The 26,730-nt window shown below is 39.6% G+C and carries 35 protein-coding genes and 1 pseudogene; 22 read left to right on the top strand and 14 right to left on the bottom strand.

Annotated features, from left to right (window positions below; translation table 11 throughout):
• Positions 1-18: 18 nt before the first annotated feature.
• From tnpA to map, 9 genes are all read left to right on the top strand, one after another.
• Complete coding sequence (tnpA, locus tag BM184_RS11400) at positions 19-429, top strand: IS200/IS605 family transposase (RefSeq protein ID WP_086943098.1); 411 nt, start codon at positions 19-21, stop codon at positions 427-429.
• 34 nt (positions 430-463) lie between these two features.
• Positions 464-1,978, top strand: coding sequence for a hypothetical protein (locus BM184_RS11395; protein ID WP_068562210.1), 1,515 nt, complete (start codon positions 464-466; stop codon positions 1,976-1,978).
• A gap of 222 nt (positions 1,979-2,200) precedes the next feature.
• Entirely contained in the window at positions 2,201-2,464 is a 264-nt protein-coding gene (locus tag BM184_RS11390) for a hypothetical protein (protein ID WP_143091137.1), read from the top strand.
• 524 nt (positions 2,465-2,988) lie between these two features.
• A complete protein-coding gene (locus BM184_RS11380) occupies positions 2,989-3,372 on the top strand; it encodes a DUF3139 domain-containing protein (protein ID WP_086943032.1) in 384 nt (127 codons plus the stop codon).
• A gap of 5 nt (positions 3,373-3,377) precedes the next feature.
• A complete protein-coding gene (locus BM184_RS15295; protein WP_177208640.1) occupies positions 3,378-3,515 on the top strand; it encodes a hypothetical protein in 138 nt (45 codons plus the stop codon).
• Positions 3,516-3,605: 90 nt separating this feature from the next.
• Positions 3,606-3,947 carry a hypothetical protein gene (locus BM184_RS11375; RefSeq protein ID WP_086943033.1) on the top strand — a complete coding sequence of 114 codons (342 nt, stop codon included), beginning with the start codon at positions 3,606-3,608 and terminating at the stop codon, positions 3,945-3,947.
• 21 nt (positions 3,948-3,968) lie between these two features.
• Positions 3,969-4,172, top strand: coding sequence for a hypothetical protein (locus BM184_RS11370; RefSeq protein WP_086943034.1), 204 nt, complete (start codon positions 3,969-3,971; stop codon positions 4,170-4,172).
• Between the two features lie 112 nt (positions 4,173-4,284).
• Positions 4,285-4,668, top strand: a complete 384-nt coding sequence (locus BM184_RS11365; protein ID WP_086943035.1) for a hypothetical protein — start codon at positions 4,285-4,287, stop codon at positions 4,666-4,668.
• A gap of 95 nt (positions 4,669-4,763) precedes the next feature.
• Entirely contained in the window at positions 4,764-5,507 is a 744-nt protein-coding gene (gene map / locus BM184_RS11360; RefSeq protein WP_086943036.1) for a type I methionyl aminopeptidase, read from the top strand.
• Between the two features lie 128 nt (positions 5,508-5,635).
• On the opposite strand, the gene BM184_RS15760 is transcribed toward map, so the two are convergent.
• Together BM184_RS15760 and BM184_RS15755 are read right to left on the bottom strand one after the other, a co-directional pair.
• Positions 5,636-6,064, bottom strand: a complete 429-nt coding sequence (locus BM184_RS15760; protein ID WP_256213135.1) for a DMT family transporter — start codon at positions 6,062-6,064, stop codon at positions 5,636-5,638.
• An 81-nt stretch (positions 6,065-6,145) separates the two neighbouring features.
• Positions 6,146-6,501 (bottom strand): annotated as a pseudogene (locus BM184_RS15755) (DMT family transporter); the annotation flags it as partial.
• Between the two features lie 392 nt (positions 6,502-6,893).
• Between BM184_RS15755 and BM184_RS11350 the strand changes: the two are divergent.
• Together BM184_RS11350 and BM184_RS11345 are read left to right on the top strand one after the other, a co-directional pair.
• Positions 6,894-7,520, top strand: coding sequence for a thioredoxin family protein (locus tag BM184_RS11350; RefSeq protein ID WP_086943037.1), 627 nt, complete (start codon positions 6,894-6,896; stop codon positions 7,518-7,520).
• Positions 7,521-8,269: 749 nt separating this feature from the next.
• A complete protein-coding gene (locus tag BM184_RS11345) occupies positions 8,270-9,655 on the top strand; it encodes a M24 family metallopeptidase (RefSeq protein ID WP_375152987.1) in 1,386 nt (461 codons plus the stop codon).
• A gap of 225 nt (positions 9,656-9,880) precedes the next feature.
• On the opposite strand, the gene BM184_RS11340 is transcribed toward BM184_RS11345, so the two are convergent.
• Complete coding sequence (locus tag BM184_RS11340; RefSeq protein ID WP_086630035.1) at positions 9,881-10,747, bottom strand: DMT family transporter; 867 nt, start codon at positions 10,745-10,747, stop codon at positions 9,881-9,883.
• A 258-nt stretch (positions 10,748-11,005) separates the two neighbouring features.
• Between BM184_RS11340 and msrA the strand changes: the two genes are divergently transcribed.
• Positions 11,006-11,554 (top strand): peptide-methionine (S)-S-oxide reductase MsrA, encoded by a 549-nt coding sequence (msrA, locus tag BM184_RS11335; RefSeq protein ID WP_086943039.1) that lies wholly within the window; start codon positions 11,006-11,008, stop codon positions 11,552-11,554.
• The gene (locus BM184_RS11330; RefSeq protein ID WP_086943099.1) at positions 11,538-12,359 is read left to right on the top strand and encodes a MetQ/NlpA family ABC transporter substrate-binding protein; all 822 of its coding nucleotides are present in this window, start codon (positions 11,538-11,540) and stop codon (positions 12,357-12,359) included. The genes msrA and BM184_RS11330 overlap by 17 nt, the downstream gene beginning before the upstream one ends.
• Before the next feature lie 186 nt (positions 12,360-12,545).
• Here BM184_RS11330 and BM184_RS11325 read toward each other — a convergent pair whose 3' ends face one another.
• Entirely contained in the window at positions 12,546-12,836 is a 291-nt protein-coding gene (locus BM184_RS11325; protein WP_086629999.1) for a type II toxin-antitoxin system RelB/DinJ family antitoxin, read from the bottom strand.
• A 330-nt stretch (positions 12,837-13,166) separates the two neighbouring features.
• On the opposite strand from BM184_RS11325, the gene BM184_RS11320 reads away from it, so the two are divergent.
• The 4 genes from BM184_RS11320 (at position 13,167) to BM184_RS11305 (ending at position 15,809) form a co-directional block, all read left to right on the top strand.
• Positions 13,167-14,012 (top strand): FTR1 family iron permease, encoded by an 846-nt coding sequence (locus tag BM184_RS11320; RefSeq protein ID WP_218151033.1) that lies wholly within the window; start codon positions 13,167-13,169, stop codon positions 14,010-14,012.
• Between the two features lie 251 nt (positions 14,013-14,263).
• A complete protein-coding gene (locus BM184_RS11315) occupies positions 14,264-14,962 on the top strand; it encodes a triose-phosphate isomerase (protein WP_086943040.1) in 699 nt (232 codons plus the stop codon).
• Positions 14,963-15,231: 269 nt separating this feature from the next.
• Positions 15,232-15,477 (top strand): AbrB/MazE/SpoVT family DNA-binding domain-containing protein, encoded by a 246-nt coding sequence (locus BM184_RS11310; protein WP_256213133.1) that lies wholly within the window; start codon positions 15,232-15,234, stop codon positions 15,475-15,477.
• Complete coding sequence (locus BM184_RS11305; protein ID WP_086943041.1) at positions 15,471-15,809, top strand: type II toxin-antitoxin system PemK/MazF family toxin; 339 nt, start codon at positions 15,471-15,473, stop codon at positions 15,807-15,809. Before BM184_RS11310 ends, BM184_RS11305 begins: the two co-directional genes overlap by 7 nt.
• Positions 15,810-16,337: 528 nt before the next feature.
• Here the strand turns inward: BM184_RS11305 and BM184_RS11300 are convergent.
• From BM184_RS11300 to BM184_RS11280, 5 genes are all read right to left on the bottom strand, one after another.
• Positions 16,338-16,970, bottom strand: coding sequence for an ABC-2 transporter permease (locus BM184_RS11300; RefSeq protein ID WP_177208639.1), 633 nt, complete (start codon positions 16,968-16,970; stop codon positions 16,338-16,340).
• Entirely contained in the window at positions 16,963-17,793 is an 831-nt protein-coding gene (locus tag BM184_RS11295) for an ATP-binding cassette domain-containing protein (protein WP_086943043.1), read from the bottom strand. Before BM184_RS11295 ends, BM184_RS11300 begins: the two co-directional genes overlap by 8 nt.
• A gap of 213 nt (positions 17,794-18,006) precedes the next feature.
• A complete protein-coding gene (locus BM184_RS11290) occupies positions 18,007-18,354 on the bottom strand; it encodes a DUF1648 domain-containing protein (RefSeq protein WP_177208638.1) in 348 nt (115 codons plus the stop codon).
• A gap of 62 nt (positions 18,355-18,416) precedes the next feature.
• Entirely contained in the window at positions 18,417-18,674 is a 258-nt protein-coding gene (locus BM184_RS11285) for a hypothetical protein (protein ID WP_086943045.1), read from the bottom strand.
• 141 nt (positions 18,675-18,815) lie between these two features.
• Positions 18,816-19,040 (bottom strand): hypothetical protein, encoded by a 225-nt coding sequence (locus tag BM184_RS11280; RefSeq protein WP_068562248.1) that lies wholly within the window; start codon positions 19,038-19,040, stop codon positions 18,816-18,818.
• A 244-nt stretch (positions 19,041-19,284) separates the two neighbouring features.
• Here BM184_RS11280 and BM184_RS11275 point away from each other — a divergent pair, with 244 nt between their 5' ends.
• Together BM184_RS11275 and BM184_RS11270 are read left to right on the top strand one after the other, a co-directional pair.
• The gene (locus BM184_RS11275; RefSeq protein WP_086943046.1) at positions 19,285-19,818 is read left to right on the top strand and encodes a hypothetical protein; all 534 of its coding nucleotides are present in this window, start codon (positions 19,285-19,287) and stop codon (positions 19,816-19,818) included.
• 68 nt (positions 19,819-19,886) lie between these two features.
• Positions 19,887-20,432 (top strand): GNAT family N-acetyltransferase, encoded by a 546-nt coding sequence (locus tag BM184_RS11270; protein ID WP_086943047.1) that lies wholly within the window; start codon positions 19,887-19,889, stop codon positions 20,430-20,432.
• A gap of 834 nt (positions 20,433-21,266) precedes the next feature.
• On the opposite strand, the gene BM184_RS11255 is transcribed toward BM184_RS11270, so the two are convergent.
• Both BM184_RS11255 and BM184_RS11250 read right to left on the bottom strand, forming a co-directional pair.
• Complete coding sequence (locus BM184_RS11255; protein ID WP_086943050.1) at positions 21,267-21,461, bottom strand: helix-turn-helix transcriptional regulator; 195 nt, start codon at positions 21,459-21,461, stop codon at positions 21,267-21,269.
• Complete coding sequence (locus tag BM184_RS11250) at positions 21,461-21,757, bottom strand: hypothetical protein (RefSeq protein ID WP_068562252.1); 297 nt, start codon at positions 21,755-21,757, stop codon at positions 21,461-21,463. The genes BM184_RS11255 and BM184_RS11250 overlap by 1 nt, the downstream gene beginning before the upstream one ends.
• Positions 21,758-22,015: 258 nt before the next feature.
• Between BM184_RS11250 and BM184_RS11245 the strand changes: the two genes are divergently transcribed.
• Positions 22,016-22,564, top strand: a complete 549-nt coding sequence (locus tag BM184_RS11245) for a hypothetical protein (protein WP_143091136.1) — start codon at positions 22,016-22,018, stop codon at positions 22,562-22,564.
• Between the two features lie 288 nt (positions 22,565-22,852).
• Here BM184_RS11245 and BM184_RS11240 read toward each other — a convergent pair whose 3' ends face one another.
• Positions 22,853-23,554 (bottom strand): GNAT family N-acetyltransferase, encoded by a 702-nt coding sequence (locus BM184_RS11240; RefSeq protein WP_086943052.1) that lies wholly within the window; start codon positions 23,552-23,554, stop codon positions 22,853-22,855.
• 383 nt (positions 23,555-23,937) lie between these two features.
• Between BM184_RS11240 and BM184_RS11235 the strand changes: the two genes are divergently transcribed.
• Positions 23,938-24,504, top strand: coding sequence for a recombinase family protein (locus BM184_RS11235; RefSeq protein WP_086943053.1), 567 nt, complete (start codon positions 23,938-23,940; stop codon positions 24,502-24,504).
• A 381-nt stretch (positions 24,505-24,885) separates the two neighbouring features.
• On the opposite strand, the gene BM184_RS11230 is transcribed toward BM184_RS11235, so the two are convergent.
• The gene (locus BM184_RS11230; protein ID WP_086943054.1) at positions 24,886-25,110 is read right to left on the bottom strand and encodes a hypothetical protein; all 225 of its coding nucleotides are present in this window, start codon (positions 25,108-25,110) and stop codon (positions 24,886-24,888) included.
• A gap of 135 nt (positions 25,111-25,245) precedes the next feature.
• Between BM184_RS11230 and BM184_RS11225 the strand changes: the two genes are divergently transcribed.
• Positions 25,246-25,740, top strand: a complete 495-nt coding sequence (locus BM184_RS11225; RefSeq protein WP_086943055.1) for a hypothetical protein — start codon at positions 25,246-25,248, stop codon at positions 25,738-25,740.
• Between the two features lie 135 nt (positions 25,741-25,875).
• Here the strand turns inward: BM184_RS11225 and BM184_RS11220 are convergent, their stop codons facing one another.
• On the bottom strand, positions 25,876-26,493 hold the full coding sequence (locus BM184_RS11220) for a recombinase family protein (RefSeq protein WP_086943056.1): 618 nt from the start codon (positions 26,491-26,493) through the stop codon (positions 25,876-25,878).
• Positions 26,494-26,730: the final 237 nt, after the last annotated feature.

Below are 26,730 nucleotides of genomic sequence, written 5' to 3'. Positions count from 1 at the left end.
TCGCTGTATAATCAATATATGGAAAATAAAAAATATAAATCAAATCATAACATCATTTATTCTTGTACCTACCATGTTGTCTGGTGTCCAAAATATCGGCGAAAGGTCCTTGTCGGACCAGTAGCGGCACGCTTAAAGGAGCTCATTGTAGAAACGTGCACCGGTCTATCCGTCGAAATTCAGGAAATGGAGATCATGCCAGACCACGTTCACCTCCTATTGGATATAGACCCGCAATTCGGGGTTCACAAAGCAGTCAAACGCATCAAGGGAGTTTCTTCCCGCGTGCTGAGACAGGAGTTTAAGGAACTGACGACGAAGCTACCCACTCTTTGGTCGAATAGCTATTTCGTTTCCACAGTGGGTGGGGCACCGCTTGAAATGATTCAGCAATACATCCAAAGCCAAAAGACCTCACAACGCCAGTAAATGCAAAGCAATCATCAAGAAAGGAGGAACACGTATGGCTAAAAGCAAAACAGCTTCATTCGTCGTAGAGCTGGGACTTGTTACACATCAAAATGAACAAGCAGTGCTGGATAAGCGTTTCAAAATTGCTGAAAAAATTTATAACAAGGTCTTGTACCATGCGCGGACGCAGCTAACAGAGTTGTATAAGAACCGTCGATACCGAGACGTGCTGGCAGAACGCCGCTTGTCCATCAAAGCAAACGACAAGAATCGTGTGACGGCGTGCAACAAGGAATTGCAAACGATCCAAAAGACCTTCGGTATGACGGAATACGCTTTGCATGCCTACATCGGACGGATGCGCGAGGCGTACAAGAAGCATATCGACAGCTTCACCGCACAAAAAATCGCTTCTACGGTCTGGACAAGTGTGTCCTCCCTTCTACATGGCAAAGGCAAAAAGGTACGTTTCAAAAAGTTCGGCCAGCTGGAATCGTTGGAGGGCAAGTCGAACGCTACGGGCATGCGCTTCAAAGGCGACCGTTTGGAGTGGAACGGGCTGGTTCTGCCCGTCACTATCCGTGCCAACGATTTATTTGTTCAGGAATCCCTTTCCTTGCACCGGGTGAAATACTGCCGCATCATACGCAAAGTGTTCAAGGGCGGCAATCAGTACTTCCTGCAACTTGTGTTGGAAGGCCTCCCGCCAGTGAAACGCAATAATAATACAGGTATGCCCCGCCGGCAACCCGCTCCGAATGCGGAAGTGGGCATTGACATCGGTACCTCTACGGTGGCGGTGGCAGGTGATGACGGCGTCATCTTGAAGGAATTGTTTCCAGAAGGAGCGTCCTATGACCATTCAATTCATCTTTTGCAACGAAAACTGGACCGGAGTCGCCGCGCAACCAACCCCGCCAACTTTAATGTCGACGGCACCGTCAAGCAGGGTGTCAAGTTGACTTGGGTACGGAGCAAGAACTACATGAAAATAATGTTTCGCTTGAAGGACCTCTACCGCCGTCGGGCGGTGGCATTAAAAGAAGCCCACAACAAAACCGCCAATGCCATCCTGGCACTGGGTAATCAGGTTTATGTGGAGGACATGGATTTCCGTGCATTGATGAAGCGGGCTAAAGAAACGACCGTCAACAAGAACGGGCGGTTCAACCGCAAGAAACGCTATGGCAAGTCCATCGGCTATCATGCGCCGGCCATGTTGATCGCCATCGTGAAGCAAAAAGCACCCCAAGAAGGGGGTGCGCTGTACGAGGTGGATACTTTTAAATTTCGTGCCAGCCAGTATAACCACGTAAACGATACGTATATCAAAAAGACACGTGATGAACGTACGACCTTTGTTGGCGGACAGCTTGTCCAACGGGATCTGTACAGTGCATTCCTCCTGAAAAACAGCCAACCGACACGCAACGAGACTGACCGCACAAAATGTAGCGCGACGTTTGATACCTTCATGGCGCACCACGACACCTGCATCCAGACGCTCTGCCAATCAACCGGACACCAGTCCTGCAATTTCGGACTGCGAGATTTTCAATTAGCTTAACAAATGTAAAGAGCAACCAAAAGGTTCAGCTGTGAGCCTTCAACGCGAATGGTACCATCGGGCGCCTTGTTGAGAAAGTCTAAGGGCTTTTGGGAATAGAACGGAAATAGAAAAACGACATCTCCACTTTTTTGGAAATATCGCCAGTACGGTCCGTGACGTCCCAACAGCCTTTGGAACCCCCTGGATTTATCCATGGGGAGCAGTCAGGGAATTGAAACATTGGAAAACGAAGCGGAAGTGGTCAGTGGTGCAGGCATAAGAATCTATGATAGCAAGAAGAATCTGATTTACTCCCTTAATGTTGGAGAAAATCAGTATGGCGTCCTCGACACTAGGACATCGCCGCTTGAGGGGGAATTAATTGGGCCTGTGCTGAAAAGTGAGCAGATTGAGGTGGGAAAAACAATTTACGTTGAATTTGTATACGAAAAAGATTCTCTCGAAGTCAGGGAGCAAGTAGAAGTAGTTCTCGGTAAAAATTAAGTTCTGCAATTTTCACCAAAGGAGAGGAATGGTGGCTAAAATGGATCGGATTGCGTTGATTAATGATTTCATCAGCTATATCGGGCTGATTCTTATAAGTCTGGTATGCAACACTTTTTTGAACTTTGATAACGGGAAAGAGAACGCTATCCTGTTTTTGATTTTGATTGTATCAGGAGTAATAATTTCCTACTTAGTGGCGTATGCAGTCAAACGTAAAATTCCGGAGTATAAATCAAAAAATAATAAATCAGTACTCTTCTATATGATTCTCATGTTGATAGTCAGATGGATTCCTGGAATTTGGCCGACTTCCATAGTTGAAGTAATCCTTTTTTTGACCTTTCTATTTCTTTTGGTTGTTGTCCGGAACGTTTATATCGAGAAGAAGGCAGAGCAGCAATAAAATATTTTATGGAGTCCTGGGCGCTGGAATCTCTATGTTTTTACAGCGGTCGTCCTATTCGCAACGCTGTTGATCCAATATGTATGATGATTTTTTGGTTGATGCGAATGAATACTGAATGCATCAGAGCAGCAACACCTATGCAAAGGAGCGGATTGACATCAAAAAGCTAAAAACTGGATGGATTGCACTCGGATTCCTGATTTTATTGATAACGGGATTCTATGTTTATGAATTTCCTTTGAAAAGCTATATCGCGCAACAAAATCTCTATGAGTTGCTGGAGGGAAAAGAAGGGATTGCGGAAGAAGATATTCAGATACAGAAAATTCGGAAAGATTACAAGAGTGCCCGAAGCGGCTATGTAATTTCCTTTACTGTTAAGGAGAGCCCCTTAGATTATTGTTATGACTATTCTTTTAAAGTTGATGATTGGATAATGGGATACGTTTCTGAAGGGACGATTTATTCGACTGATAAAATTATTTTCAGGGAGGAGTAAGGGCCATGATTGAAGTTTTCGATGCTGGGTGGACGTTAGTAAGCGCACTAGCTCTTATCGCAATTCTAGGTTTGATCATCCGTTATTTCTTAAAAAAGAGACAGCGGTCTAAAGGTCAACGTGCATTTTTACTGAAAGTATGACTGTAAGAATAATAAAGTATTTGTTGCAATCATATGATGGATAAAACTTATTAGAAAATATTTAAATATTCACGAGAAAGAAGGTACGCCATGATTACTAATAAATCCAATCTTTTTGCTTACGTATTCGCTTGCACAGCGCTAATTGGAGCAGTCCAATACCCAAACGTCCCTTTGTTCTGGTGGTTCGTGATCGGGCTGGGCAGTGCTTTATTGTTTGTCTACAGCAGAAAAGCGACTGAGAAAAAATTGGTTTCTCTGAGTATAGATGTTTTCAACTTGGTCGTGCTGGCCATACTCGTTAATATCCTACCTTCTCATATAGGCTTGCTCCTAAATGCAATAGTTCTGCTGATCCTGTTTTTGCTGCTTTTTGCCAAAAGTAAGATTGAGAGCAGCAGAGAAACACGGAATACTCAAAATCAAGGATGATACAAGAGGAGATGAACTATTATGTCAGCCACTAACCAACTCGCAGGCTTTTTGATTTATGGTATTTTTTTGCTGGTCATAGTCGGTCTGCTCTTTTTTCTTTATAAAAAAGTCAAAGCAACACAAAATGTGCAGCAAGCGCGGCTGGTTTTGGTAGCTTTGATCGGAGCCATCATCATAACGACACTATTCTGGATCCCGATATTTTTCATAGTAGTGAATTGATTCAAAGGGTACTTGCGAAAGGGGATAAAAAGGTGCGCAATAGCATTATGAATTTGAAGCAAACGGATCTCTAAAACGGAAGCTTTGTATTTAAAAGAAAGCGGGTGCAGGAATGAGTACGCGAGACAATCAGAAAAAGTACGACCACAAAAGTAATGTGGACAGTTCCATCTATTCCAGAGTCAATATCGGTCAGGGTGCAAACAACAAGTTTGATGGCCCGAATCTCACGCACTCGGGAGGGAGCATGAACAATCCCGATGAGCACGTGCATCATAGGAGCAGCTCCTTGACTACGGGCCTCTACTACGTGGTCGGCAGTGTTCTTTCCGCCGGGATAATATTCGCAGGTATGCAGATTTTTCACGATTATTTCTATGGCGAGGGACTCAATAAGTTAGTCCCTTCGCTACTGCTATTACTCGGCTCGTTGGCGATAGGATTTTTCTGCGCAAAATGGATTGTTAAAAAATTTGTGCCATTCAAAAAGAGATAGCTTTATTTGGTGTCGCTGAAGAAATATTTCTTCCGTTTGTGATAGAATCTAACTGGAAAGATAATCAAAAATGCTTTAAGAAGTGAGGATACAAAATGATTGCACAGACGGAAGAGGATTTTAACGGATTAAAAGAAATTGGCGGCATTTGCGGAGCGATCCGCGATGAAATGGTCCAAGCCACGAAACCTGGAATCACCACTAAAGAGCTCGACGACATTGCCAAGGAGCTTTTCGAAAAAGCCGGAGCGCAGTCTGCACCAAAAGGGGAATACAATTTCCCTGGGTATACGTGCATCAGTGTGAATGAAGAAGTGGCACACGGGATTCCGAGCGATCGAATCATTGAAGAAGGGGACCTTGTGAATATCGATGTTTCAGGTTCCAAAAACGGCTATTTTGCGGATACTGGCATTTCCTTTGTAGTTGGTGAGGGCCATGTCGTGCTGCAAAAAATCTGTGACGTCGCCAAGGAAGCATTCGACGCGGGACTTGCGAAGGTAAAGCCGGGCGCGAAAACAAGCAACTTAGGAAAAGCGGTGCACAACGTGGCGAAACGCCATGGCTTGACGGTCATCAAAAACCTGACCGGACACGGTGTCGGACGCGCAATCCACGAAGCACCGGATCATATCTTCAATTACTACTCGCGCTGGGATGACGAAATTCTGAAAGAGGGCATGGTCATCGCCTTCGAGCCCTTCATTTCAACATTCGAAGAGGAAGTTTTCCAAGTTGAAGATGACGACTGGACCTTCTTTACAGAAGAAAGCATGGTCGCCCAATACGAACATACGATTATTGTGACGAAGGAAGGCCCGATCATCACCACGCTTTAAGAGCTTTGAAACTCCAATAGGCGCGTTTGCGGGACAAGGACAAACACTTGCATGTAAAAAAGCACAGGTTAATTTCTGTGCTTTTTTACATACCATTTTAGCTATCTACACTCGCGGATAGCACGTGATCATGCATTTGATTTTTTAAATAGGAGCAATCCTGCAAATATCATCAACCCACCAACACATGTCGCCAATGTAGGGATCTCGCCCATTATCAGGAAGCCCATCAAAGCGGCCAATAATGGGGTAACAAACATATAATTCGTTACATCGCTTATTTTTTGCGCCATTGTTAGTGCTTTTGCCCACAACATATACGCGAGTGCGCTTGGGAACACACCCATGAAACCCATCACCAACAACTGATAGAGAGGGGCATTGCCGAATTGTATCGCCGCATCCGGTAAATACACCAACAGGAATAGCGTTCCGGCAAATACGCTGTAAGCCGTCGCTTGTAAGGGAGAATATTTTTTCAGTAAAAAACGTTGCAGAAGATTATAGCTGCTGATGCAGACAGCTGCTCCAAACATCCATAATATGCCTGCATTCACTGAAAGGATGCCGCTCCATAAGGTCAAAACCAGAATGCCGCTGAACTCCACTGCAATCGCGAGCCAGCCTAAGGGTCTGATTTTTTCCTTGAAAATGATCCGGGCGAACAGAGCAGTCAGGATAGGTGCCGATGCGATGACAACACTTCCCGTTGCTGCTGTCAGCGATTTGGATGCTTGGTTGAAGGTGATCATATATAGCGCAAAACCTAAAACACCGGCTAGCAGGAATTTAGGGAAATCCTTTTTTCCGGAAATCCAATTTTGTAAAAAATTCCGATTGCTATAAATAATAGAGAGGCGATCACATAACGAAGAACGCCTATCGCTTCTGCGGTATAGTAAGTCAGCGCGATTTTTGTAAAAACAAATGCCGACGCCCATAGAAGCACTGTAATAAAAGCATATAGTTGAGCCTGATTTTTTGTCTTTTGCATTTTTCCCTTCGCGTTCTTGAATAAACAAGTCACTCCTGGTGAAAATTCATTCAGCTTTATAAATTCTCTTTTTGATATAATTGATTCATAGCAAACAACCCCAAATCAATCATACAAAAAATTTGGGGTTGTTTGTATTTTTATGCCCTGAGGGGCGTGAAAAGTTGTAAAGTGGTGTAATACAAAAACCGAATAAAAAGAACTATATGTCTATTTACTTCGCTGGATAATGATAGATAATTTAACAAAATATTTAATTTATATTGACAATTATACGACAAGTGATATGATAAAGACAAGATAGCGCTACCAATAATGGAATATGTTTCTAGGTTTCTCCACAGCAAGTATTTTTAAAAGCTTGTCACTTGGAAAGTGGAAAGGATGATGAGATGGATAAGTCAGAAAGACAAAAAATGTATACCTATTTTTCATTTCAGCCAGCAGTAGGAGTAACAATATCCATCGCTTTGGTATTCTACTATTTTTTTGTTGGTGCTCCGAGAACTTGGAACAGCACACTTTATATTCTGGTCCCCACTGTCACCCTATTTTTAATTTATTTTCTACTACGGCTATTTCTGGGTCAAAAGATTACTATGTCTCCCAAAATAAGAACTATAACCACTATTTGGACAATCTCCTTAGCTTTGTTTCTTGGTATGTTTGTCATGTTTAAGCCTAATCTCGAGATAGAAAAAATCACATTAAATGATATTGAAGAGATTAGTGAAGTTTTTAACAAAGATGGCTACTATTTAATTTACAGTGCAGATAGCTGTGTATATTGCCAAAAAATGAAACCAGTTTATGAAGCCTCTTTCTTTCGATTCAATAAAGACGAAAATGTTTATATTGTCGATTTATCAGCTGTCCAAGTACAGGATGAGCGATTAAGTGAATTGGATGTTTCAAAGATCCCTTCATTGCGGCAATATTCCAAGGGGGAAGAGACAAAGCGTATAGATGGAGTTAAGAGCCTCGAAGAGATAAATCAATTTGTGGATGGTGAAGGGTAATTAAAATCTAACTAAAGTGAAGGTACTCATGAATAATATAAAAAGAATATTGAATATATCAATGATACTTTCAATAATACTATTTTCTTTTGTCTCGTCTCTTTTTCCTGCCCAGGCACAAGCAGAGACAATCTCCCTCTCCTATAAAGAAGGAATTAAGCAGATTGTTAAAGAAAATGATGTAGAAGTGTCCGTTTTCTCTTCTAGTTGCAGACATTGATGGAGATAGACTATATCCATTTATAATATAGAAGTTAGAATTGGCATTTAGTAATCTAGCACCCTATAATTAACACTGTAGGGCGCAACTTCAAATGGCCGAAATGTTGCGAGATATGGTCGAGGCAACTGTAAAAGCAGCGAATAAAAACAATAAATAAGGAAATGAGACCGTATTATTTGAAAGAGCAAAACAATTTCCGATGGGTGTAGAGAGTAGTGCCATTGATTATAGAACCCTTTTTCTTAGAGCATAGGTTATGCACTATCCATAACCGATTAAAATTTGGTCTTACATCATGGCAGGGTTAGAAGGATTCGATGAAAGAACATGTTATATTCCTCATTTCTGAAAATCAAATAGTAAACTGTGATAGGTATCAGTACGATAAGAAGTAAGCATGAAAATTTCTCGGCTCAGTAACAGTTACTTTGCGGATACTGGCATTTCTTCTGTTGTTGGGAATGCGTAAGTCGCATTAAAAGTGGTACAGAAGCTATTATCAAAGACAAAAGAGGAGAATAGTATGCTGAACAAAAAAATTACATTAGAGAGTATACCCGAGCCGCAAGTGTTCGAGCGTGTCGCCCCTACTTTTTTAAATGCTGAAACGATTGCTGAACGGAAACAAAAACTGTTGCAGAGAATGAGTGAAGAAAACTTTGAAGCTTTGATTATTTATGCGGATAAAGAGCATGCAAGCAATTTTGAATATTTAACCGGTTTTATTCCCCGTTTTGAAGAAGGTCTGCTAGTTGTCGAAAATCCAGAGAAATTTACTTTGATTCTTGGCAATGAGAACTTAAAACTATGTGCGCATGCACGTGTTCCGGCCGATTTGATCCATTACCCACAGTTCTCATTGCCTAACCAGCCGATGGAGAATGAAAAAACACTTGAATCCATATTCCTTGATTTGGGTATCGCCAAAAAGAAACGGGTCGGTGTGATCGGCTGGAAAATGTTTACGACGAAGCAAAGCGATCCGTCCACACTGTTTGATGTACCGTATTTTATTGTAGATGCCCTCAAAAATACCATCCCAACAGAGTGTGAGTTAGTTAATGGTGCGTATGTGATGATTGGGGATAACGGAGTCCGGACCACGAATAACGCCAACGAAATCGCGCATTACGAATATGGCGCTAACCTGTCTTCGCGCTGTATGTTACGTGCCATGAATGCTATTGAACCGGGCTGCAAAGAAACAGAAATCGGAAATTTGTTGAACGCCGATGGGCAGTACAATTCAGTCGTCACGATTGCGGCAGCAGGGCAGCGCTTTGAACTTGCCAATATATATCCCACTCATAAAGAAATTCAGTTGGGCGAGCCTATGTCCCTGACCACCGGATTCAAAGGTGGTTTATCCAGTCGAACCGGGTTTGTGGTTGAGCAAGCAGAGCAACTTCCGGATACGCAAAGAGATTATTTGGAAGCCGTAGCAAAACCGTATTTTGCAGCTGTAGTCAGTTGGCTGGAAAACATAAAAGTTGGAATGGCCGGAAATGAATTGTACCAGCTTATTGAGGATGTATTCCCTAAAAGCAAATATCATTGGCATTTGAATCCAGGGCATCTGACAGCGGATGAAGAATGGATGTCCTCCCCAATCTATGCAGATTCTTCTGAGAAACTGAAAAGCGGCATGATTCTGCAGATCGATATCATCCCATCGGTACCTGGGTATACCGGAGTGAGTGCCGAAGAGTGCGTTGCTATAGCTGATGAAAACCTCCAGCATGAAATACAAAAATCCTATCCGGAATTATGGGAACGGATTTCTGTCAGAAGGGACTATTTAACAAATGTATTGAATATCAATCTAAGTGCGGATGTGTTGCCATTATCCAACACAGTCGCGTATTTACGCCCATTCTATTTAGCGAAGGAAAAAGCTTTTAAGATAGAATAACTAACTTCAAGCACTAGTATTCTTTTTTCCAAGGGATGTCAGCAGAAGCTAAGTTTGGATTCAAAAGTGAAAATAGCAAAAGCGCCTCTCGATACGAAAGTCCGTATCGGAAGGCGCTTTTCATATGCTTTAACAAAAATCCATTCAACGAATCAGTCGCCGAAAAGATAGCGAATCTTTGCGAACATATCCTCTAAGATAACGTTGTTGTTGACGATGTGCCTATCACGTATTGGCTTTTTTGAACAGCAACAAGCCGGCAAAGATCATCAGGCCGCCCAACCATGTCGACAATGCAGGGATCTCTCCCATTATGAGGAAGCCCATCAAAGCGGCCAGCAATGGCGTAACAAACATGTAATTCGTTACCTCGCTTGTTTTTTGTGCGAGCATCAGCGCTTTTGCCCACAACATATACGCAAGTGCACTGGGGAATACACCCAGAAAAATCATCACCAGCAACTGCTGAAGTGGGGCATTGCCGAATTGGACCGCCGCATCCGGTAAGTACCACAGCAGAAACAGGGTTCCAGCCAAAACGCTGTAAGCTGTTGATTGTAAGGCAGAGTATTTTTTCAACAAGGAACGTTGCAGCAGATTATAGCCACTGATGCAGACGGCTGCGCCAAACATCCAGAAAATACCTGCGTTCACCGAAAGGATGCCATTCCATAATGTCAAAATCAGTATTCCGATGAATTCAATGATGATTGCGACCCATCCCAGCGAGCGGATTCGTTCCTTGAATATCATCCAAGCAAACAGGGCCGTCAAGATAGGTGCGGAGGCGATGACAACACTGCCTGTTGCGGCCGTCAGCGATTTTGAAGCCTGGTTGAAGGTGATCATATAGAGCGAAAACCCTAAAGCACCGGCCAGCAGGAATTTAGGGATATCTTTTTTCTCCGGCAATCCAATTTTTTGGAAAACCCCGATTACAATGAATAATAGCGAAGCGATCACATAACGGAGAACGCCTATCGCTTCTGCCGTGTAGTAAGTCAGCGCGATTTTTGTGAAGACAAATGCTGATGCCCACAGCAGCACTGTAACAAAGGCATAGATTTGTGTCTGATTTTTTGTCTTTTGCATGTTTCCCTCGCTATCCTGAATCATCAATACGCTTCCGATGAAAACGCATCGATTTTCATAACACTCATTTCTGGTATGTTTATAGGATAATTTAATTACAGGAAAAGTCAATGATTTTCAGAGTGGGCAAGCCGCAGTGTTCGGAAAAACCGATCATCAGTGATCGATTTTGTTTCACTATCTAAAAGTAACTTCCTGCTATATAATGAAAAAATGTTATGAATTGGCGGAACGCCATTTTTGGGGGAGAATAAGACTATGTCCAAAGAAATTGCAACGCTTGCCGGAGGATGTTTCTGGTGCATGCTTGAACCGTTTGACGAAAGACCTGGAATCGAGTCCGTTGTTTCAGGCTATACCGGGGGTTTCAAAGAAAATCCGACGTATGAGGAAGTGAAGGCAGGAGGAACCGGGCACACAGAGGCGATCCAGATCACTTTTGATAATAGTGTGATTTCCTATGGGGAGTTGCTGGATATTTATTGGCAACAAACGGATCCGACAGATGCCATGGGACAGTTTATGGACCGCGGATCATCGTACCGTCCGGAAATCTTTTATCATTCGGAAACACAGAAAGAAATTGCGGAACGCTCAAAAGAGGAGCTGAAAGATAAGCTGGCAATCGCTGCAACGATCGTCACGCAAATTTCGCCTGCAAGCATCTTTTATCCTGCTGAAGAGTACCATCAGGATTTTTATAAAAAAGAGGGAAACCATGAGCGAATGATACCCTTGGAGGAAGATAGACAGAATCGCTTAAACGAAGTATGGGGAGATGTGGAAAAACATGAGAAGAATAGTTAAAAGTTTGTTTACTATGGGAGCTGCTGTATTATTTCTCGCTGCTTGTGGCCAAGAAGCGGCTCAAGAAGATATCAGGACTGTAAAAATTGGCGTTGTTGGTGAACGTAATGAGGTGTGGGAACATGTTCAACAACAACTCGAAGAAAATAACGAACCTGTAAGAATTGAGCTGGTAAAATTCACGGAATATGTGAAACCGATCCAAGCTTTGGAAGAGGGCGAAATTGATCTGCACGCGGCTTTGACTGAAATTTACATGGAACAAGTGAATGAAGATGCGGGATACAGCAACACGACAATCGCCTATACAACACTGAATCCGATGGGTCTTTTTTCCGAAAAACACACATCTGTAGATGAAATACCGGATGGTGGGGAAATCGCGATACCGGATGATGTTTCGAACGAATCCAGAGCGTTGCTGTTGTTGCAGGCTGCCGGACTGATTGAATTGGATGCAGAGAAGGGCTTATTACCTACTGTAAATGACATCACTTCAAATCCGAAAAACCTAAAATTTACTGTCCTGGCTGCCAATCAAACTGCTCGCGCTATGACCGACGTTGACGCCTCCGTAGTCAATAATGACATGGCTGCCGATGCAGGCTTAGTGCCTACTGAGGATGCTATTTTCCTTGAACCTGTGGCTGAATCATCCAAGCCATATTATAATGTGATTGCTTCCCGAGAAGATGAAACTGAAGATCCTGATTTCCAAATCATCGTCGATTATTATCAAACTCCTGAAGTCGAAAAAATCATAGATGAAGTTACCAACAAATCGTCCATACCCGTTTGGGAATAAACACAACATATCTCCAGAGCTAGCTGATCACGGCAAAAGCAAGGGTGTAAACCAGGGCTGACATTTTACCTTGATTCAACAGAGAATTAGAAAATTACACTACAAAGGCATGCAAGATGCAACATAAAGAAGATGATCTCGATAAGCAATCGGGGTCATCTTCTTTAATTTTTTCTGATGTAAAAGTTAAGCATGCATTTCCTCATCTGCTTCTCGTTTCATTCTTGAGAAGTAGCTGTTCAAATCTTCCTTATTCTCCAGATCTGATCTCTTTATCATTTCAGCAGTTTCTTCGAATGCTTCTTTTGTTTCTTCACTTGGTTGATAATCGAAGGCTTCAATTTCAAAGGGAAATTTACCTGTTTTGACAAATCTCGTAAGAAATATTTTTACAGCAACTGAAGTATTCATCCCAACTTCATCAAACATTTTGTCAGCGTCTTTTTTGAGTTCATCGTCAATTCTGATTGTAGCCATGGAAATTCGCCTCCTTTATTATGCAACCATTATAATACATATGTAAACAAATATATACATATGTTTACAATAGAGCCGTCGATACCAGAACATCCTCGCTTGAGTGAGGATTAGTGGATCTCGTGCTGAAACGTGTTCCGAGTAAAGTGGAGTCTTCCACCTAACCCCTGGATTCCTGACAACGCCTCGGATAGAACGATATCTTTTAAAATTAGAATTTTCTCATTGACAAGTTAAACCGATGCCCCCATAATGATGTGAATGAGAATCGTTCTCAATTACATCATGAAATAATACGGTCTGGACTAATACATTTAAAGGAGAATCACTATGGATACATTTCTGCCCGCGTTTATCATGGGTTTCAGGGAAGGCTTGGAAGCATTCCTTATCGTCAGCATCATTCTTCAGTATTTGAGGAAAAGCAAAAATGAGTCTTTGCGGAAATATGTTTACTATGGGACAATTGGTGGCATTGTTGCATCGCTTGGAATCGGGGGCATTCTTTACATCCTGTCCAAAGCAATCGACAGAATGGACCAAGTGGCGAAATTATGGGAGAGCGGAGCAAGTTTCGTTGCGTTGGCATTGGTGACTACGTTCATCTACTGGATGATTAAGCACGGCCGAAACATGGTCTCAACTGTGGAAAGCAGTGTCAGCCAAAATCTATCTGCCTTCGGGATTGCCAGCGTTGCTTTTATAATGGTCGCGCGTGAGGGCGTAGAGGTAGCGATCTTCACTTTTGCCGGACAGTACGGCATCGCAGCACTGTTTGCGGGGATTACAGCAGCTTTAGTGTTGGCAGTCCTTATCAATCATTCGCTGGTGAAAGTCAATTTAAGGATTCTGTTCAATATCACCTTGGCCTATCTTATCCTGCAAGCCGGCTTCTTGCTTGGTTACGGTATCCATGAAGGGCTATCCGCGCTTGGCTCCATGAACCTATTATCCAGTGAGAGTCCGCTATTTATTAAAGCTTTTGACCTCTCTGAGACCGTTCTTTACCATAAAGAAGGACTGCTTGGCTTGCCTCTGTATGTCCTGTTCGGCTGGTATTCCAAACCGGAAATCCTTCAATTTATCATGCAGTACCTTTACACAGGTTCGCTTTTCTACGTTTGGCACAGGGAAATAAATAAAGAAGCGAGTAAATTAAATTCGCTCGCGCAATAACATAAATCCGATGGCAACCTATATAGATGTGTAGCAAAGTAAAAATAGGACAGGACGAAACCACAATGATTTCAGTCTTGTCCTATTTTTGTTGCAGACATTGATAGAGGTAAACTATATCCATTTATTATATAGAAGTTAGAATTGGCGTTTAATAATCTAGGGCCCTATAATTAACACTGAAGGGCGCAACCGGCTACAAGCCAAGCGTATTTCTCAGCCGAGCATTTGATAAATGAAAGGAGAAAGTCATGGCAAAAACTAATATCCGCACACCATTCTTTGTTTTTAACCCCAAATCCTATTTGTTTGGAGAAAATTTATTGGAACTAGTCAGAGAAGCAGATGCACTAGCAGAAGAATTTCCGATTTCAATTTTTGTAACCGCTCCCTTCGCCGATATTGCAGCTGTTTCATCAAATTCCAAAAATATTATTGTGACAGCCCAGCATTTAGATGGCATTAATCCGGATAAAGGAATGGGTCATGTGTTACCCGAATCACTTTATGAAGCAGGTGCACGTGCAGTATTTCTAAATCACGCTGAACGTCCCTTGACTTTGAATGGATTAGCTAAAGCGATTAAGCGCGCAGCTGAACTTGAAATAATAACAATTGTATGTGCAGATTCAATTGCAGAGGCAAAGGCAATAACAATGCTAAGCCCCGATATTATTCTGTGCGAACCTTCAGAGTTAATTGGTACCGGTAAAACAAGCGATGAGAGCTATGTTAAAGAAACCATCGAAGCTGTTAAGAGTCTTAATCCGAATATATTAGTTATGCAAGCAGCTGGAATCAGCACGGCAGATGATGTCTATCGAACAATTTTGCTGCAAGCAGATGGAGTTGGCTGTACCAGTGGTATAGTGAAGGCAAAAGACCCCAAAAAAATGCTGAGAGATATGGTTGAGGCGACTGTAAAAGCATCGAATGAAAATAATAAATAAGGAAATGAGACCCTATCAATGGTATCGGTAAAGGTAGTTTCACACAGCCTTACGGAGTAGTGCCTTTGGTGTGGCAATTCCCCATATTGATGCTGTACACGTCACTATTTCAGTAGTTTATTACAATACCTTAAGAGTCCAGACTATGATCTACTGTTCCTGCAGCACAAGGCAATACAAGCTGACTCGCAATTGAGAAAAAAGGCGAACTGATGTGTATACAAAGTAGATACCTTGGTGTTAAAATGAACTAAAAGAAAGGGGGATTCATGATGCTGCAATTACCTGTCAAACAATGGGGGAACAGTCACGCAATACGATTACCAAAAAGTGTATTAGAAGCACTGGAAGTAGAGAAAGATGATGAATTAAATGTAGAAATTGTTAATCATTCGATTGTGTTGACCAAAGCCGAAAAGGAATTAACTTTTGAAGAACTATTCAAAGATTATGACGGAGAAAAATTCACTTCAGAATTACAAAACCTTTCGCCAGTGGGGAATGAAAAATGGTAAAACAAGGAGATATTGTTAAAATCAATTTAGACCCTAAACAAGGACATGAGCAACAAGGCTATAGACCATATATCTGTTTGAGTTACCATGGGGTCAGTGACTATGCTAATGTGGCTATATTTGCTCCCATTTCAAACACGGAACGCAATTATCCTTTGTATGTGCCATTAAGAGGAACAGAGTCTACGGGGAAAGTTTTGCTGGATCAACTAGTAACAATCGATTACAATGCTAGGAAGTATAGCTATGTCGAAACCGTACCAGAAAAATTAATCGATGAATTGCTGATGAAAGTAAAAGTAATCTTTCAAAAAAACGAAAAAATTGTATGACAGATTTCAATGTTCACCTCTCATACTTCCCGGAGGGTGAGTTGGTTAAAGCTTCTGATTTTTATACAGCTACCAAATTTCCGGACACAAGTCCCCGCGTGCGGGAACCTAAAAAAGCAGAGGTACTTGATTATTTGGAAAAATAAGCGAGCATTAAAAGAGAGAGTAAAAGGGACATCCTTGCTACTCACTCTTTTAATGCTCGTGTGTCGTTTTAGGATGTACCCAAAACCATCACCTGTAAAATGTTGATTTTATTGGATTCTACGTGTGGGATTATAAGTGTACAATAAATTGTGTGAAGGAAAGATAATCAATTTGAGAAAAGTTAAAGGCATCCACCATTATTCATGACGGATGCCTTTAACTTTTATTTTTTTTTAAAACATTGAGTTAGTCACTATTTTATTTAAGACCAAGGTAACCCCAGTGATAATGTCAGGGTCACTAGGTGGTGATAGCTCCATCCCTGCTGCTAATTTTCTTTGGCGATATCAAGTAATTCATAGATATTTGGCAGGTATTTAATTATCCTTTATTTGCGTGATAGCTATACAGAATTTTATTAACTGTCGAAATGAAAAAAATTAACGAATAGAGAACTAGTGACAGTGCGAAGATAATAGCGGGATGTAACTGATCCAGCTGAACATAGAGGTCGCTGAAAAGACTTGAGTTAAATTTGGATAAAGCAATTCCTATTAGTAGCACGCCCATAATAACGTACAAAGTAAATTGCGAGTAAGAGTAATCGAATACATAGAACAAAAATAGAAATACCCCTGCATACATGGCGGTTACAAAAAATGCTATTGATAAAATAAATGGAGAAAAGGATCCATATAATAATTGTTGTTCAATAGCTGTTGTAGCTGTTGCGAAAACTATAATCGCCAATGTTATAAGATATTTTGCCAGCATAAATTTCTTTTGGCTAACACCTAATGTACGAATAAACTGTCTAATATTAACATTGTCTTCTTGATAGCAATTCCTATTAAGGAAAAAGGCTATTGGGAAAAGACTCGTGTAAAACGGCAAATACATCTGCTTGTCATCCTTAGTCAAGTAAAATAAAACCGGAACCAATACAATATACGCAGAAACAAGCAATAAATTTTTTCTGGAAATTAAAATATCTTTTTTTACAATCTTAAGCATAAGCCCCTCCATACAAACCAAAAATTATATTTTCAATAGTATGCTGTTTGTTTTTAAATATTTCTTTCAAAGACGGATCCATTACTTTGATAACCATTCTATCTTCGAAACTGTTTATTATCGAAAAGCTATTCGCTGAACAGTTATTCAAGTCTCTTTTCGAACAGACAAAATAGTCCGTTTTTAGTTTGTCAATTTCTTCATCAAGAATAATTTTGCCAGCTCGAATCAGGAGTAAACGTGTCGCGATTTTCTCTATGTCCGAAATGATATGAGACGAATAAATCATTCCAATTTTATGTTCTTTTACAAATTCCTTTAGATCCGAATTGATCTCTTCTCTTATGAACGGGTCCAATCCTGAAGTAGCTTCATCAAAAAGTAGGAATTGAGGATTATGACATAGTGTAAGTACGAAATACAACTGCATTAATTTTCCTGTCGATAAATCTCCAATATTTGTTTCCCCACTTTTATAAAAGATGCCATATTTATTCAGTAAGCTTTCGCATAAATTCTGATCCCATTCATGAAATGTGCTTTTGTACATATGAATAAAATCTCGAATCTTCATAGAACTATACAGAGGACCCCAACTCTTTAAATATCCAAGATGTGGATCATCATTTTTTAATATTTGATCTTTGAATAAGATGGTATTGTTCTCTGGACTGAATTTGATTGCTTCTAACATTGTGGTTTTTCCGGCACCATTGTCACCAATCAAACCCACGATTTCATTCTGAGCAATTTTTAAATCATCAATTTGTAACGTAAAATTCGAATAATTTTTTTTAATAGATTCAATATTGAGTAAGGACATTTTTTCCCTCCGTCATAACTTTTGTTGAATTCAGTTCATCAATCTTTTTGAAAAAACTATGAAATTGTATGGTTGGGTATTTCTTATGGAAGCCTTTGAATAAAGAATTGAATTTCCGAACCGTAATCAATCTAAATAACCTACATTAATCAATGACCAACAGAAACTCATGGTCTAATGAATAAGGAATCCACGGTCATAAAGCCGACTCGATCAGATATTCAAATTGTAAAGAACTGCAGAGAAATAAGCGATGTCAAAGAAAATCGGGAATAACAAGATACTAGAGCTGGTTCTGTTCCCGCCGAAAACATTCATTGTAGGGTCTTTTTTCTTGCAGCGCACCACTCTATACAGTTGAAAAAGCAAGCCCGCAACAGGAAGCCCGATTAAGAATGCCAACTTTGAGAGATAGTTATCCGCTTGTCCCAGTTCGTTAATGTGTATGGCGATTCGGTCAGGTAAGTAAGAATAAGAAAATATCCCGCTGATAAGAGGAAGAAGCAATATTGCAAATGAGCTTTGAACACTGAATATTGAGAAACGCTGACTATGATTCATTTTCTCTCTTCTTTCTGTTCTTTTTTTGTAATTAAATTCACAAGACGTTGGATAAAGGTCCATCAGTTAGAAAAAGCATAAGTGCGGCCTTCAAACGCCATAAAGTCTAAATTTTTCCTTTCAAAAAAACGGGAGCCGATCAGAATAGGTTCTTCTGAACCGTTTTCGATTGAGTGAAAAGCACTGATCGTGTCCGACTTTGAAACAGAAAAATGAATCTCCGGCTGTCCTTTGTATTTTACGGTAACAGGCCACAAGTAACTTTGGGAGAATTCGTTATACTCAGGAAAATCAACGTAGGGTGGTATACTATCGTCCATATCGCTTTGGCCCCGTATCTCTATAGTTATTATGCAAGTAACTTAAAAACGTTTTATGATGCTGGCGTGTACTTTTTGCCGAATTGTTTGGGTTGGCTTGGATAGTAATTTCCAATGGCGTAGCTTAGCAGTCCCACGTTATTACGTATTTTCTTTCTTTTTTTTCATAACCTTTTCTAAAATCTTTAGGGCCACGATAACAAGCATTAGTATGCCGCTGATATTAAAGAAGTAAACATATCTAATGTCTGTAATGCCATTGTTGTAGAAATTTCCATTAAATAAAAGCCAGATTCCTCCTATTAAATAACCGGTTATGGTATTCCAACGATCTAGAAATCGCCACATTTTTCTGAAAAACTCCATGACATTTCCTCTTTTCTGAAGTTCTAACTATAGAAAAAATAAATTATTTGATACAATAGTAACATAAAAAATGTTTAGAAAAAAACATATTTATATACAACGAAAAAGAAGACGTTCCATTAATGGGAAACGCCAAAATTTGTGTGCATATATATTAGGTATATTAGGACGTACTTCACTGATTTGTAGTGCCAGTGGTCCGTACGATTGGAAGAGCTATTTAACCAAAAAGGGGGAAAGCAAATTGGATAAGATTTTAATATTGGTGGTCGTCGTAGGGATAGTGGGATATTCCTGGCAACAATCAAAGAAGTATTTATCTCCAACGTCCAGTTTCAATGCAATTATCACGTTTGACCCCGAACATTATACAGACATACGTTGGTTTGAAGTCTTTCGAAAGCTTGCACATTGGGAAAAATTTGGAGCATACTCATTCAAAGGAAATGTAGCGATGAATGCTGAAGACATCATTCATTTAATTCATAAGGAGCTTGAGGTTCCTTTGGAAAATTTCAAAGTCAAAGTATTTCCAATAGAAAAAACAAGCTTCGATTATATCGTAACTTTTAAAAAAATCTCTCGGCCTGAAATTGAGGATTACCCTCATCTAGCGGAACTGGCGATCTGGAACACATACGGAAAAAACAGTTATCGATTGTGGCTTGGAATGTCAGTAGAGCAATTCAGGGAAGTCATCAGCCAGGAACTGCATATCCCTGAAGACAGTTTTACTGTCTATTGCCCTGCAAACCTCGTATGGACAAGGTTTTTGTAAGGACATTTATGAATACTGGTATGGAATGATGCTATATTCAAGCCATATCGGTAGAGGGGGAGGGAAGAATGTTAGCATATAGGATTGATGAAGAGGTTTCTTTGAGAATGTTCGATGAAGGCGACGCCGAGGAGTTCTACAATTTGACCATTCATTCCAAAGAACATTTAAGAAAATGGCTCGGTTGGCTCGATCAGATTGAGAGTTTAGAAGATATCACTCAATACATCAGAACAAGATTAAAAATAATGGCGGAAGATGGTGGCTACCTAAAATCTTTCGCCATTATTTATAAAGGAAAAATAGCGGGAACAATAGGATTTAATGCCTTTAATAAAAGGAATAAAAGTGGTGTTGTTGGTTATTGGATCGGCGAAAATTTTCAAGGTAAGGGAATTATGTCCAGAGCGCTTAAGGCTGTTATTGACTATGGGTTTAAAGAACTAGGACTTGATAGAATCGAAGTATGCGTCGCAACTGAAAATGAAAAAAGTAGAGCGCTCCCGGAACGTTTTGGCTTTACAGAGGAAGGCATATTAAGACAAGCAGAGTGGCTGTACGACCATTATGTAGATCACATAGTTTATGGGCTTTTGAGGCAAAAATGGAAATAGGATTTGCAACTGAAACCTTACGGCAATAGCAGTTTTTGTCTTTAACGGAAATACTCAAATAAGTCAGGCTTTTGTAAGTTCTGCATTGCAAAGAGCTGTAGAAGCAGGAATTATTGCAAGTACCACCGATTACTTCTTCAGTGAGGTTTACTATATTACAAGACAGGCTACCCATCCCACAGTAGTAGGAGCCGTTAAAGAAAATCGGGAACCCTATACCCTTATTCAAAACACGAGGGTTTATGGTTCCACTGCCACTTGGTATTTTTGGAGTGTAAATCCTTACTAAAATTACTATTTATTTGAGAGGATGTTAAATTATGAAATTCTTCCGAAAAAAACGGAGTCATGGCGTTATTGATTATTTTAAAAGGAATAAATACCTTCTCGTTGTATTCATTTATTGCATTATAGCTGCTTTGTTTTCTTCCCAACTCATTATTGAATATGGCGGAAGTAAATTTTATATATTCTTTTTCTTGGGCGGTTTCCTATTAATAGTTCTCCTTAAAGTCGTCTCTTGGATAAACTCATTTGAGAATATTAAAAGGTAAAATTCCTGTGAATGTATTCGCAACCTTAGAAGGTAAGAATGAAAAAAGTATTTTTAGCTTGCATAAGTACAGTAATGCTAGCCGCATGTTCAAGCAATGAGATACTGGAAGGTTATCATTTGACGCCAGAACGAAAGATAGTGCTCTGGGAAATTTCGTGTTGGTATCAAATGGTACTGCAGTTTATATGCAACCTACTTTTCAACTTTATGGAATTGAAACATTAGGAAATCAAGAGGAAGCAATTTCAGGTGTATAAGTTTCGTCTATCTTCAATTTTTTACTGCTCCGAAATAAATAACTTATCGACGGTAGTGTTTAAGTTTTTAGCTAAATCAAAAGCTAATTGCAGAGAGGGATCATATTTCTCATTCTCAATCGCATTGATCGTTTGACGTGTAACATTGCAGCGGTCAGCCAGGTCTTGTTGCGATATTTTCATGGCTTTACGGAGTTCTTTGATATTATTTTTCATCAGGCTAAAGACGCTGTTCCCAGTAGAATAGCCAACAGAATGATTACAAAAACCAGAGTCAGTATCAGTGTTTTTTTGAATGAGTCATCTCCATTCGCTTTAGATAAATAATACCGTTCAAGTAAAATAACAAGGGAAACCGAAAACTGAGCAATCACCAGAAGGATATTCGTTTTCATATCATTCCTAAAAGCCTCAATGCCCCCTATAATAAATAAGGCCGTGACAGTAACAAACAATGTAATCTTAGCAGATTTATTCGCCATCCGCTGCTCCATTTCATCCTTTTTTCGCATACGATAAGCTCCCCTTTGTCAAATGTTTTTTACATTTCAAGTGTACATAAAACAAGTGATAATGTCAAAAATATTTTACATTTTGAGCGGTGTGGCGTTTGAGATGCTGTATTCATAAAAAAGAATGGAGGACGTCACACTACGATGTTCTCCCCATATTATTTTTAATATGGAGATGGTAGCGATATACTAAGAGGGTCTTAGAAAATGTTCTATTTTGTTGGCTTCATTCATTATGTCACTATTGGGAGGGTGTTTATGCTTAATAAAGAAAGTCTTGAAAAAAGTGGCGATTTAAGAAGAGGAGTAAATAGTGAGTTTTGGGAAGAATTTGACAAAACACTGCAAAAGCAACGTGTTGAAGTCACATTCAAAATGGATGGACATTTTTATCCAGAGACAATGAATTCGGTAGGTTCTCCGTATTTATGTGAATTTTCAAACAAAGAAATCAACTTTTTTGAATTTAAACCGCAATCACTAAACTGGAAGAACAGCTTACGTTTCAAATTAACTCATCTAGTTGAGGAAATCGAGCTGATAGAAGTGAATACTCAAAAGAAACTTGATTTAGTAATGGGAATTTTACCGTCTGATAGTGTGACATTAGAAGTAAAAATCAATTTTAAAAACGGGCAAATATACCGTCTATACTCGAAAAGTATTTCTGTAGCCGAAAGAATATTTGAGTGGTGCCATAATAATGACCTGAAGGTAAAGGATGAGGAGGGGATCGAGCTAGTATTTAGAGAGTCCAATAATCCCATAGATGAAATTAAAAATAACCGTATCAATAGAAGATATTAAATTCAATACAAACAAAAAAACTGATTACGGAACTCATAATCAGTTTTTTATTTTGTCTGGGTGCATAAGTTAGATAGTCATGGTCACAACTCAAGAGTATGTTCGCAATACTCAAATAAATGAGGATTGGTATGCACAAATGTTACCCATAAGCTAGAATCTAGAGTGATAGATGGATACTTAAAAAAATCATTGGGAAGAAAAAATATCTTGAAAAGCCTGACACAGGAGGCGTAGCTACCAGAAGCAACGTTATTTGTAAGTTACTGAAACTGTTGGCGTACTCAGTCAAATACGATTTAGGTTGTTTAAAGAAAGCAGCTGTTTTCCGTCTTGGTCAAAATTATCCGGCGATAGCCATTTTTCAAGCCTTTTTTTATTCTTTTCCCATTCACAATCAAGCATTGAGAACCACGATGTATCGCGGTTTCTATTTTTGTATACAACTGCCTGCCGGAATGTGCCTTCATATTCAAATCCTAACCTCTTTGCAGCTAATTTAGAAGGCTCATTTAGACTATCGCATTTCCATTCATATCTTCTATACCCTAAATTCTCAAAAACATACTTTGCCAACAAATACTGTGCTTCGGTAGCTTGAATGCTTTTTTTTAATTGCTGGCTATATATTACATAACCTACTTCGATAACGCCATTTTGTCGATCGTTACGCATCAGCGAAAGAGTGCCTAGCACTTTTGAATGATCTTTATTCCAAATTCCAAAAAAGTAAGGGTCGTCGGACAAAAAAGTCTTGTTGAAAATATCAGAAAACGCTTCTTCTGATTGAAAGGATGAGAAGGGCAGATAAGTCCAATCTGGCGCAGTAAGTCCTTTTTTGAAAATGTCGGTATAAAATAAGTGTGCATGGCTCTCTGATGCATGGATTAAATCGCAAGTGCTTCCTTCTATTATTGTTGCATTCAGTTCTCTAAAACAACTTTTTTTTAAACTTGATCCAATAGGTTGCCCGTAGCAGTTATATTCCATTTTATAATCTCCTTAAAATAAGTTTGTGAATCGGTATCTATCCTATGCTACTACTCAAAGAAGATTCAAAACTACGTCTATACAATTAGCCTTAAGATTGAAGAAATTATATCATACTTGAATTATAATTTTTGCCGAATTATTCACCGTACCCTGAAATCAGAAATGAAAAAACATACCTCTGCGTACCCACTGTATTTTATCTTCTTTAAGAAACTAATTAGTGAGAGAAACTTTGATAATTGAATAACCTGTGTTTTTTTGCGCACAGGTTAGGTGGTCATGATCATAACTCAAGAGTATTGACTACGCTTCCTTGCTCTAGTAAAATCAAGGGATACAAAGGTGTCATAACTTATGGTCAAAAGAGAGGGCAAAAAAAGATGAAATATGGCTACGCACGGGTGAGTACCCGCCAACAAGATCTGGAAGGACAGCTGCGTCACCTCGAGGAGGAACGCTGCGACCGGGTCTACTTCGAGAAAATCACCGGAACAAAAAGTGATCGTCCCGAATTCCAAAAACTCCTTCAGGAAATTGAAACGGGGGATACGCTGGTTGTGACGAAACTGGACCGCTTCGCTCGGAGCACGCAAGACGCATTGAACACTATTAAGCTCTTATTCGAGAAGGGCGTGCGGATCAATGTGCTGAATCTAGGAATTATTGAAAACACGTCCACCGGAAGATTGATCTTCACCATCTTCAGCGCTTTTGCGGATTTTGAGCGCGATCTGATTGTGGAGCGTACGCAGGAAGGGAAAGAACTGGCCAAGCAGAAACCCGACTTTCGGGAAGGCCGACCCAAAAAATTCAATCAGCAACAAATCAATCTGGCCATGAATCTATTGGAGAGTCATTCCTATAAAGAGGTAGAGAAAATGACTGGCATCAGCAAGAGTACTTTGACACGGAATAAGAGAAAACTGCAATTAAGTACTGAGGCTTAGATAAAACGAGTGTTGCGCTCAGATTGAGTCGCCTGTGCGGAGAAAAAAAAGCCACCTATATGAGATGATATGCGACAAGCAAAATTGCTAACAGAGATTATTATATAGTTATTTTAAATTTCCATTGAGAGTTTTTTACTGTTTAAATGATAAATCACTCCTGCATATAGCGGGAGTGATTTGGCTATACTTTTAAGCAGTCTCTCTACCTTACTCTAAGATTCCAACAGTTATTGAATTAATAGCTTATCCTACTCCAGGGCATTGATGATTGTCTGCTTGGTCAAAGTCCCGGTAAATTCTTGGTATTGTAAGATTAGTTGCTATAGATTAGGGTCTTCTCAACTTGTAGTCCATGTCCTTATCCATTAAATCATTGTTTCATTGATTGCCTTTGTTTTTTTTAAAAAATTTTTCAAAAATTTTTAGGGCCACTAAAACAAGCATCAATGTACCACTAATATTAAAGAAATAAACATATTTAATATCTACCATGCCATTGTTGTAGAAATTCCCATTATATAAAAGCCAGACTCCACCTATTAAATAACCGGTTATTGTATTCCAACGATCTAAAAATCGCCACATTTTTTTTAAGGTCTTCAAGTTATTTCCTCTTTTCTGAAATATTAATAAATTTAGTGCTACAAAACAGTAAAATGTTTGTTAGAATAATAACATAAAAAAATATTAAAAACTAATAATTTTTTTATAACTTCAAGAAGGAAAGAGGAGATTTACATGAGAAAATATAAAACAATCATTTTCGCCTCAACCGCAGTACTTCTAACCTCCAGTTTTTCACTTCCAGTGGCTTATGCAGCTGAAGAGCCTCCCGTTGAAATTTCTGGAACCACCACAGCTCCGTCCATAGTCCGTATAGACAAAGATGATCCCATTATCACTCCAATGTATATTCCTATCCCATACGAGTACACTAACGCCACTTTCATATCAAATAGTCAATTAAAAAATCTCTTACCTAAAATGTATCAAACAATGAACGCACCGACAGTAATAAGCGTATTTGGAGCATTCCTTCCTACAATTTGGAGTCGTATCACGGTAGTGGCAGGATATTTAGCCTACACTTCAGACTTAATGAGATATCAGTATTATTCAAATGCTTACAATGCAGGGCAAGGTATTATGCTGATTGCACGAAAAAATCCTTATTATCCAAATTCTGGAACATTTGCCATTGAGATGATAGCCACTTATTCTCCGATATGGTAATCGGTTAATTTTTATGCGTATATAATACTCAGAATGGAAAAGTAATTCCTAACAACGGAATCTACTTTTCCATTTTTTTCCCCAACAATTATTCCATAACAATTCCCAAATTAAAGCTTAGAGCAATGTTGCTCTTTACTCAATTCTATTTCGTATGCTACTTGGCGAGTTGACAGATGTATATTTATGATTCGTTGCCTCTAATTTGTTAAGGTAACGATAAATGGTTGTACGGGAAACATTCCATCTTTTGGCAATTGTTTTAATAGGTGTTCCATTATCGATTAACGTCTTCATAAGTTCCAAGTCACTTTTGCTCAACTTTTCTGGTCGTCCACCAAATCTACCACGTGCACGTGCAGCGGCACGTCCGGCTGCAGAACGTTCCAAGATCAAATTCCGTTCAAACTCTGCAAACGCTGCAAACAGGTGGAACATTAATTGACCGGTCGAGCTTGATTTATCCATCGTGATATTTTCTTGTAAACTGTGAAAACTCACACCTCGATTATTCAAACGATTGACAATCGTAATCAAGTCTTCCATATTTCGCCCAAGCCGATCTAATCGCCAAACAACGAGTGTATCCCCTGAACGAACAAATTCAATCGCTGTTTCTAATCCTGGGCGATTACTCTTTGCGCCACTCATGTGATCTGTAAAAACTTTCTCACAGCCAAATTTTTCCAGACTATCTTCCTGGAGATCCAAATTCTGTAATCCAGTAGAAACACGTGCGTATCCAATTTTCAAAAAATCACCTTCTTTTTTATCTCATTGTACCATAACTTTATCCAGAATGATTAATTGGACATAGAATTTGTAACGGGTTTATGGACACTTATTTCAGCCCTTTTTGAGAAAAACAAACCCAAAAAAGCAATGTCCAGAAAAGAACCATTTTCTGGACACTGTGTTTGCTTTTACGCCACTCGCAAATTTGCTCAGCAACAAATCAATCTGGCCATGAACCTATTGAAGGACCATTCC

This window comes from Trichococcus pasteurii (assembly GCF_900112935.1).
GTDB lineage: Bacteria > Bacillota > Bacilli > Lactobacillales > Aerococcaceae > Trichococcus > Trichococcus pasteurii.
The sequence above is the reverse complement of the archived record's forward strand: the minus strand, read 5'-3'. Positions and strand labels throughout refer to the sequence as shown.

Excerpts from the sequence above, each read along its gene's own strand:
- tnpA (WP_086943098.1), top strand. The coding sequence starts at position 19 with ATGGAAAATAAAAAATATAAATCAAATCATAACATCATTTATTCTTGT.
- BM184_RS11395 (WP_068562210.1), top strand. The coding sequence starts at position 464 with ATGGCTAAAAGCAAAACAGCTTCATTCGTCGTAGAGCTGGGACTTGTT.
- BM184_RS11380 (WP_086943032.1), top strand. The coding sequence starts at position 2,989 with ATGCATCAGAGCAGCAACACCTATGCAAAGGAGCGGATTGACATCAAA.
- BM184_RS15295 (WP_177208640.1), top strand. The coding sequence starts at position 3,378 with ATGATTGAAGTTTTCGATGCTGGGTGGACGTTAGTAAGCGCACTAGCT.
- BM184_RS11375 (WP_086943033.1), top strand. The coding sequence starts at position 3,606 with ATGATTACTAATAAATCCAATCTTTTTGCTTACGTATTCGCTTGCACA.
- BM184_RS11370 (WP_086943034.1), top strand. The coding sequence starts at position 3,969 with ATGTCAGCCACTAACCAACTCGCAGGCTTTTTGATTTATGGTATTTTT.
- BM184_RS11365 (WP_086943035.1), top strand. The coding sequence starts at position 4,285 with ATGAGTACGCGAGACAATCAGAAAAAGTACGACCACAAAAGTAATGTG.
- map (WP_086943036.1), top strand. The coding sequence starts at position 4,764 with ATGATTGCACAGACGGAAGAGGATTTTAACGGATTAAAAGAAATTGGC.
- BM184_RS11350 (WP_086943037.1), top strand. The coding sequence starts at position 6,894 with ATGGATAAGTCAGAAAGACAAAAAATGTATACCTATTTTTCATTTCAG.
- BM184_RS11340 (WP_086630035.1), bottom strand. The coding sequence starts at position 10,747 with ATGCAAAAGACAAAAAATCAGACACAAATCTATGCCTTTGTTACAGTG.
- msrA (WP_086943039.1), top strand. The coding sequence starts at position 11,006 with ATGTCCAAAGAAATTGCAACGCTTGCCGGAGGATGTTTCTGGTGCATG.
- BM184_RS11330 (WP_086943099.1), top strand. The coding sequence starts at position 11,538 with ATGAGAAGAATAGTTAAAAGTTTGTTTACTATGGGAGCTGCTGTATTA.
- BM184_RS11325 (WP_086629999.1), bottom strand. The coding sequence starts at position 12,836 with ATGGCTACAATCAGAATTGACGATGAACTCAAAAAAGACGCTGACAAA.
- BM184_RS11320 (WP_218151033.1), top strand. The coding sequence starts at position 13,167 with ATGGATACATTTCTGCCCGCGTTTATCATGGGTTTCAGGGAAGGCTTG.
- BM184_RS11315 (WP_086943040.1), top strand. The coding sequence starts at position 14,264 with ATGGCAAAAACTAATATCCGCACACCATTCTTTGTTTTTAACCCCAAA.
- BM184_RS11310 (WP_256213133.1), top strand. The coding sequence starts at position 15,232 with ATGATGCTGCAATTACCTGTCAAACAATGGGGGAACAGTCACGCAATA.
- BM184_RS11305 (WP_086943041.1), top strand. The coding sequence starts at position 15,471 with ATGGTAAAACAAGGAGATATTGTTAAAATCAATTTAGACCCTAAACAA.
- BM184_RS11300 (WP_177208639.1), bottom strand. The coding sequence starts at position 16,970 with ATGCTTAAGATTGTAAAAAAAGATATTTTAATTTCCAGAAAAAATTTA.
- BM184_RS11295 (WP_086943043.1), bottom strand. The coding sequence starts at position 17,793 with ATGTCCTTACTCAATATTGAATCTATTAAAAAAAATTATTCGAATTTT.
- BM184_RS11290 (WP_177208638.1), bottom strand. The coding sequence starts at position 18,354 with ATGAATCATAGTCAGCGTTTCTCAATATTCAGTGTTCAAAGCTCATTT.
- BM184_RS11285 (WP_086943045.1), bottom strand. The coding sequence starts at position 18,674 with ATGGACGATAGTATACCACCCTACGTTGATTTTCCTGAGTATAACGAA.
- BM184_RS11280 (WP_068562248.1), bottom strand. The coding sequence starts at position 19,040 with ATGGAGTTTTTCAGAAAAATGTGGCGATTTCTAGATCGTTGGAATACC.
- BM184_RS11270 (WP_086943047.1), top strand. The coding sequence starts at position 19,887 with ATGTTAGCATATAGGATTGATGAAGAGGTTTCTTTGAGAATGTTCGAT.
- BM184_RS11255 (WP_086943050.1), bottom strand. The coding sequence starts at position 21,461 with ATGAAAAATAATATCAAAGAACTCCGTAAAGCCATGAAAATATCGCAA.
- BM184_RS11250 (WP_068562252.1), bottom strand. The coding sequence starts at position 21,757 with ATGCGAAAAAAGGATGAAATGGAGCAGCGGATGGCGAATAAATCTGCT.
- BM184_RS11245 (WP_143091136.1), top strand. The coding sequence starts at position 22,016 with ATGCTTAATAAAGAAAGTCTTGAAAAAAGTGGCGATTTAAGAAGAGGA.
- BM184_RS11240 (WP_086943052.1), bottom strand. The coding sequence starts at position 23,554 with ATGGAATATAACTGCTACGGGCAACCTATTGGATCAAGTTTAAAAAAA.
- BM184_RS11235 (WP_086943053.1), top strand. The coding sequence starts at position 23,938 with ATGAAATATGGCTACGCACGGGTGAGTACCCGCCAACAAGATCTGGAA.
- BM184_RS11225 (WP_086943055.1), top strand. The coding sequence starts at position 25,246 with ATGAGAAAATATAAAACAATCATTTTCGCCTCAACCGCAGTACTTCTA.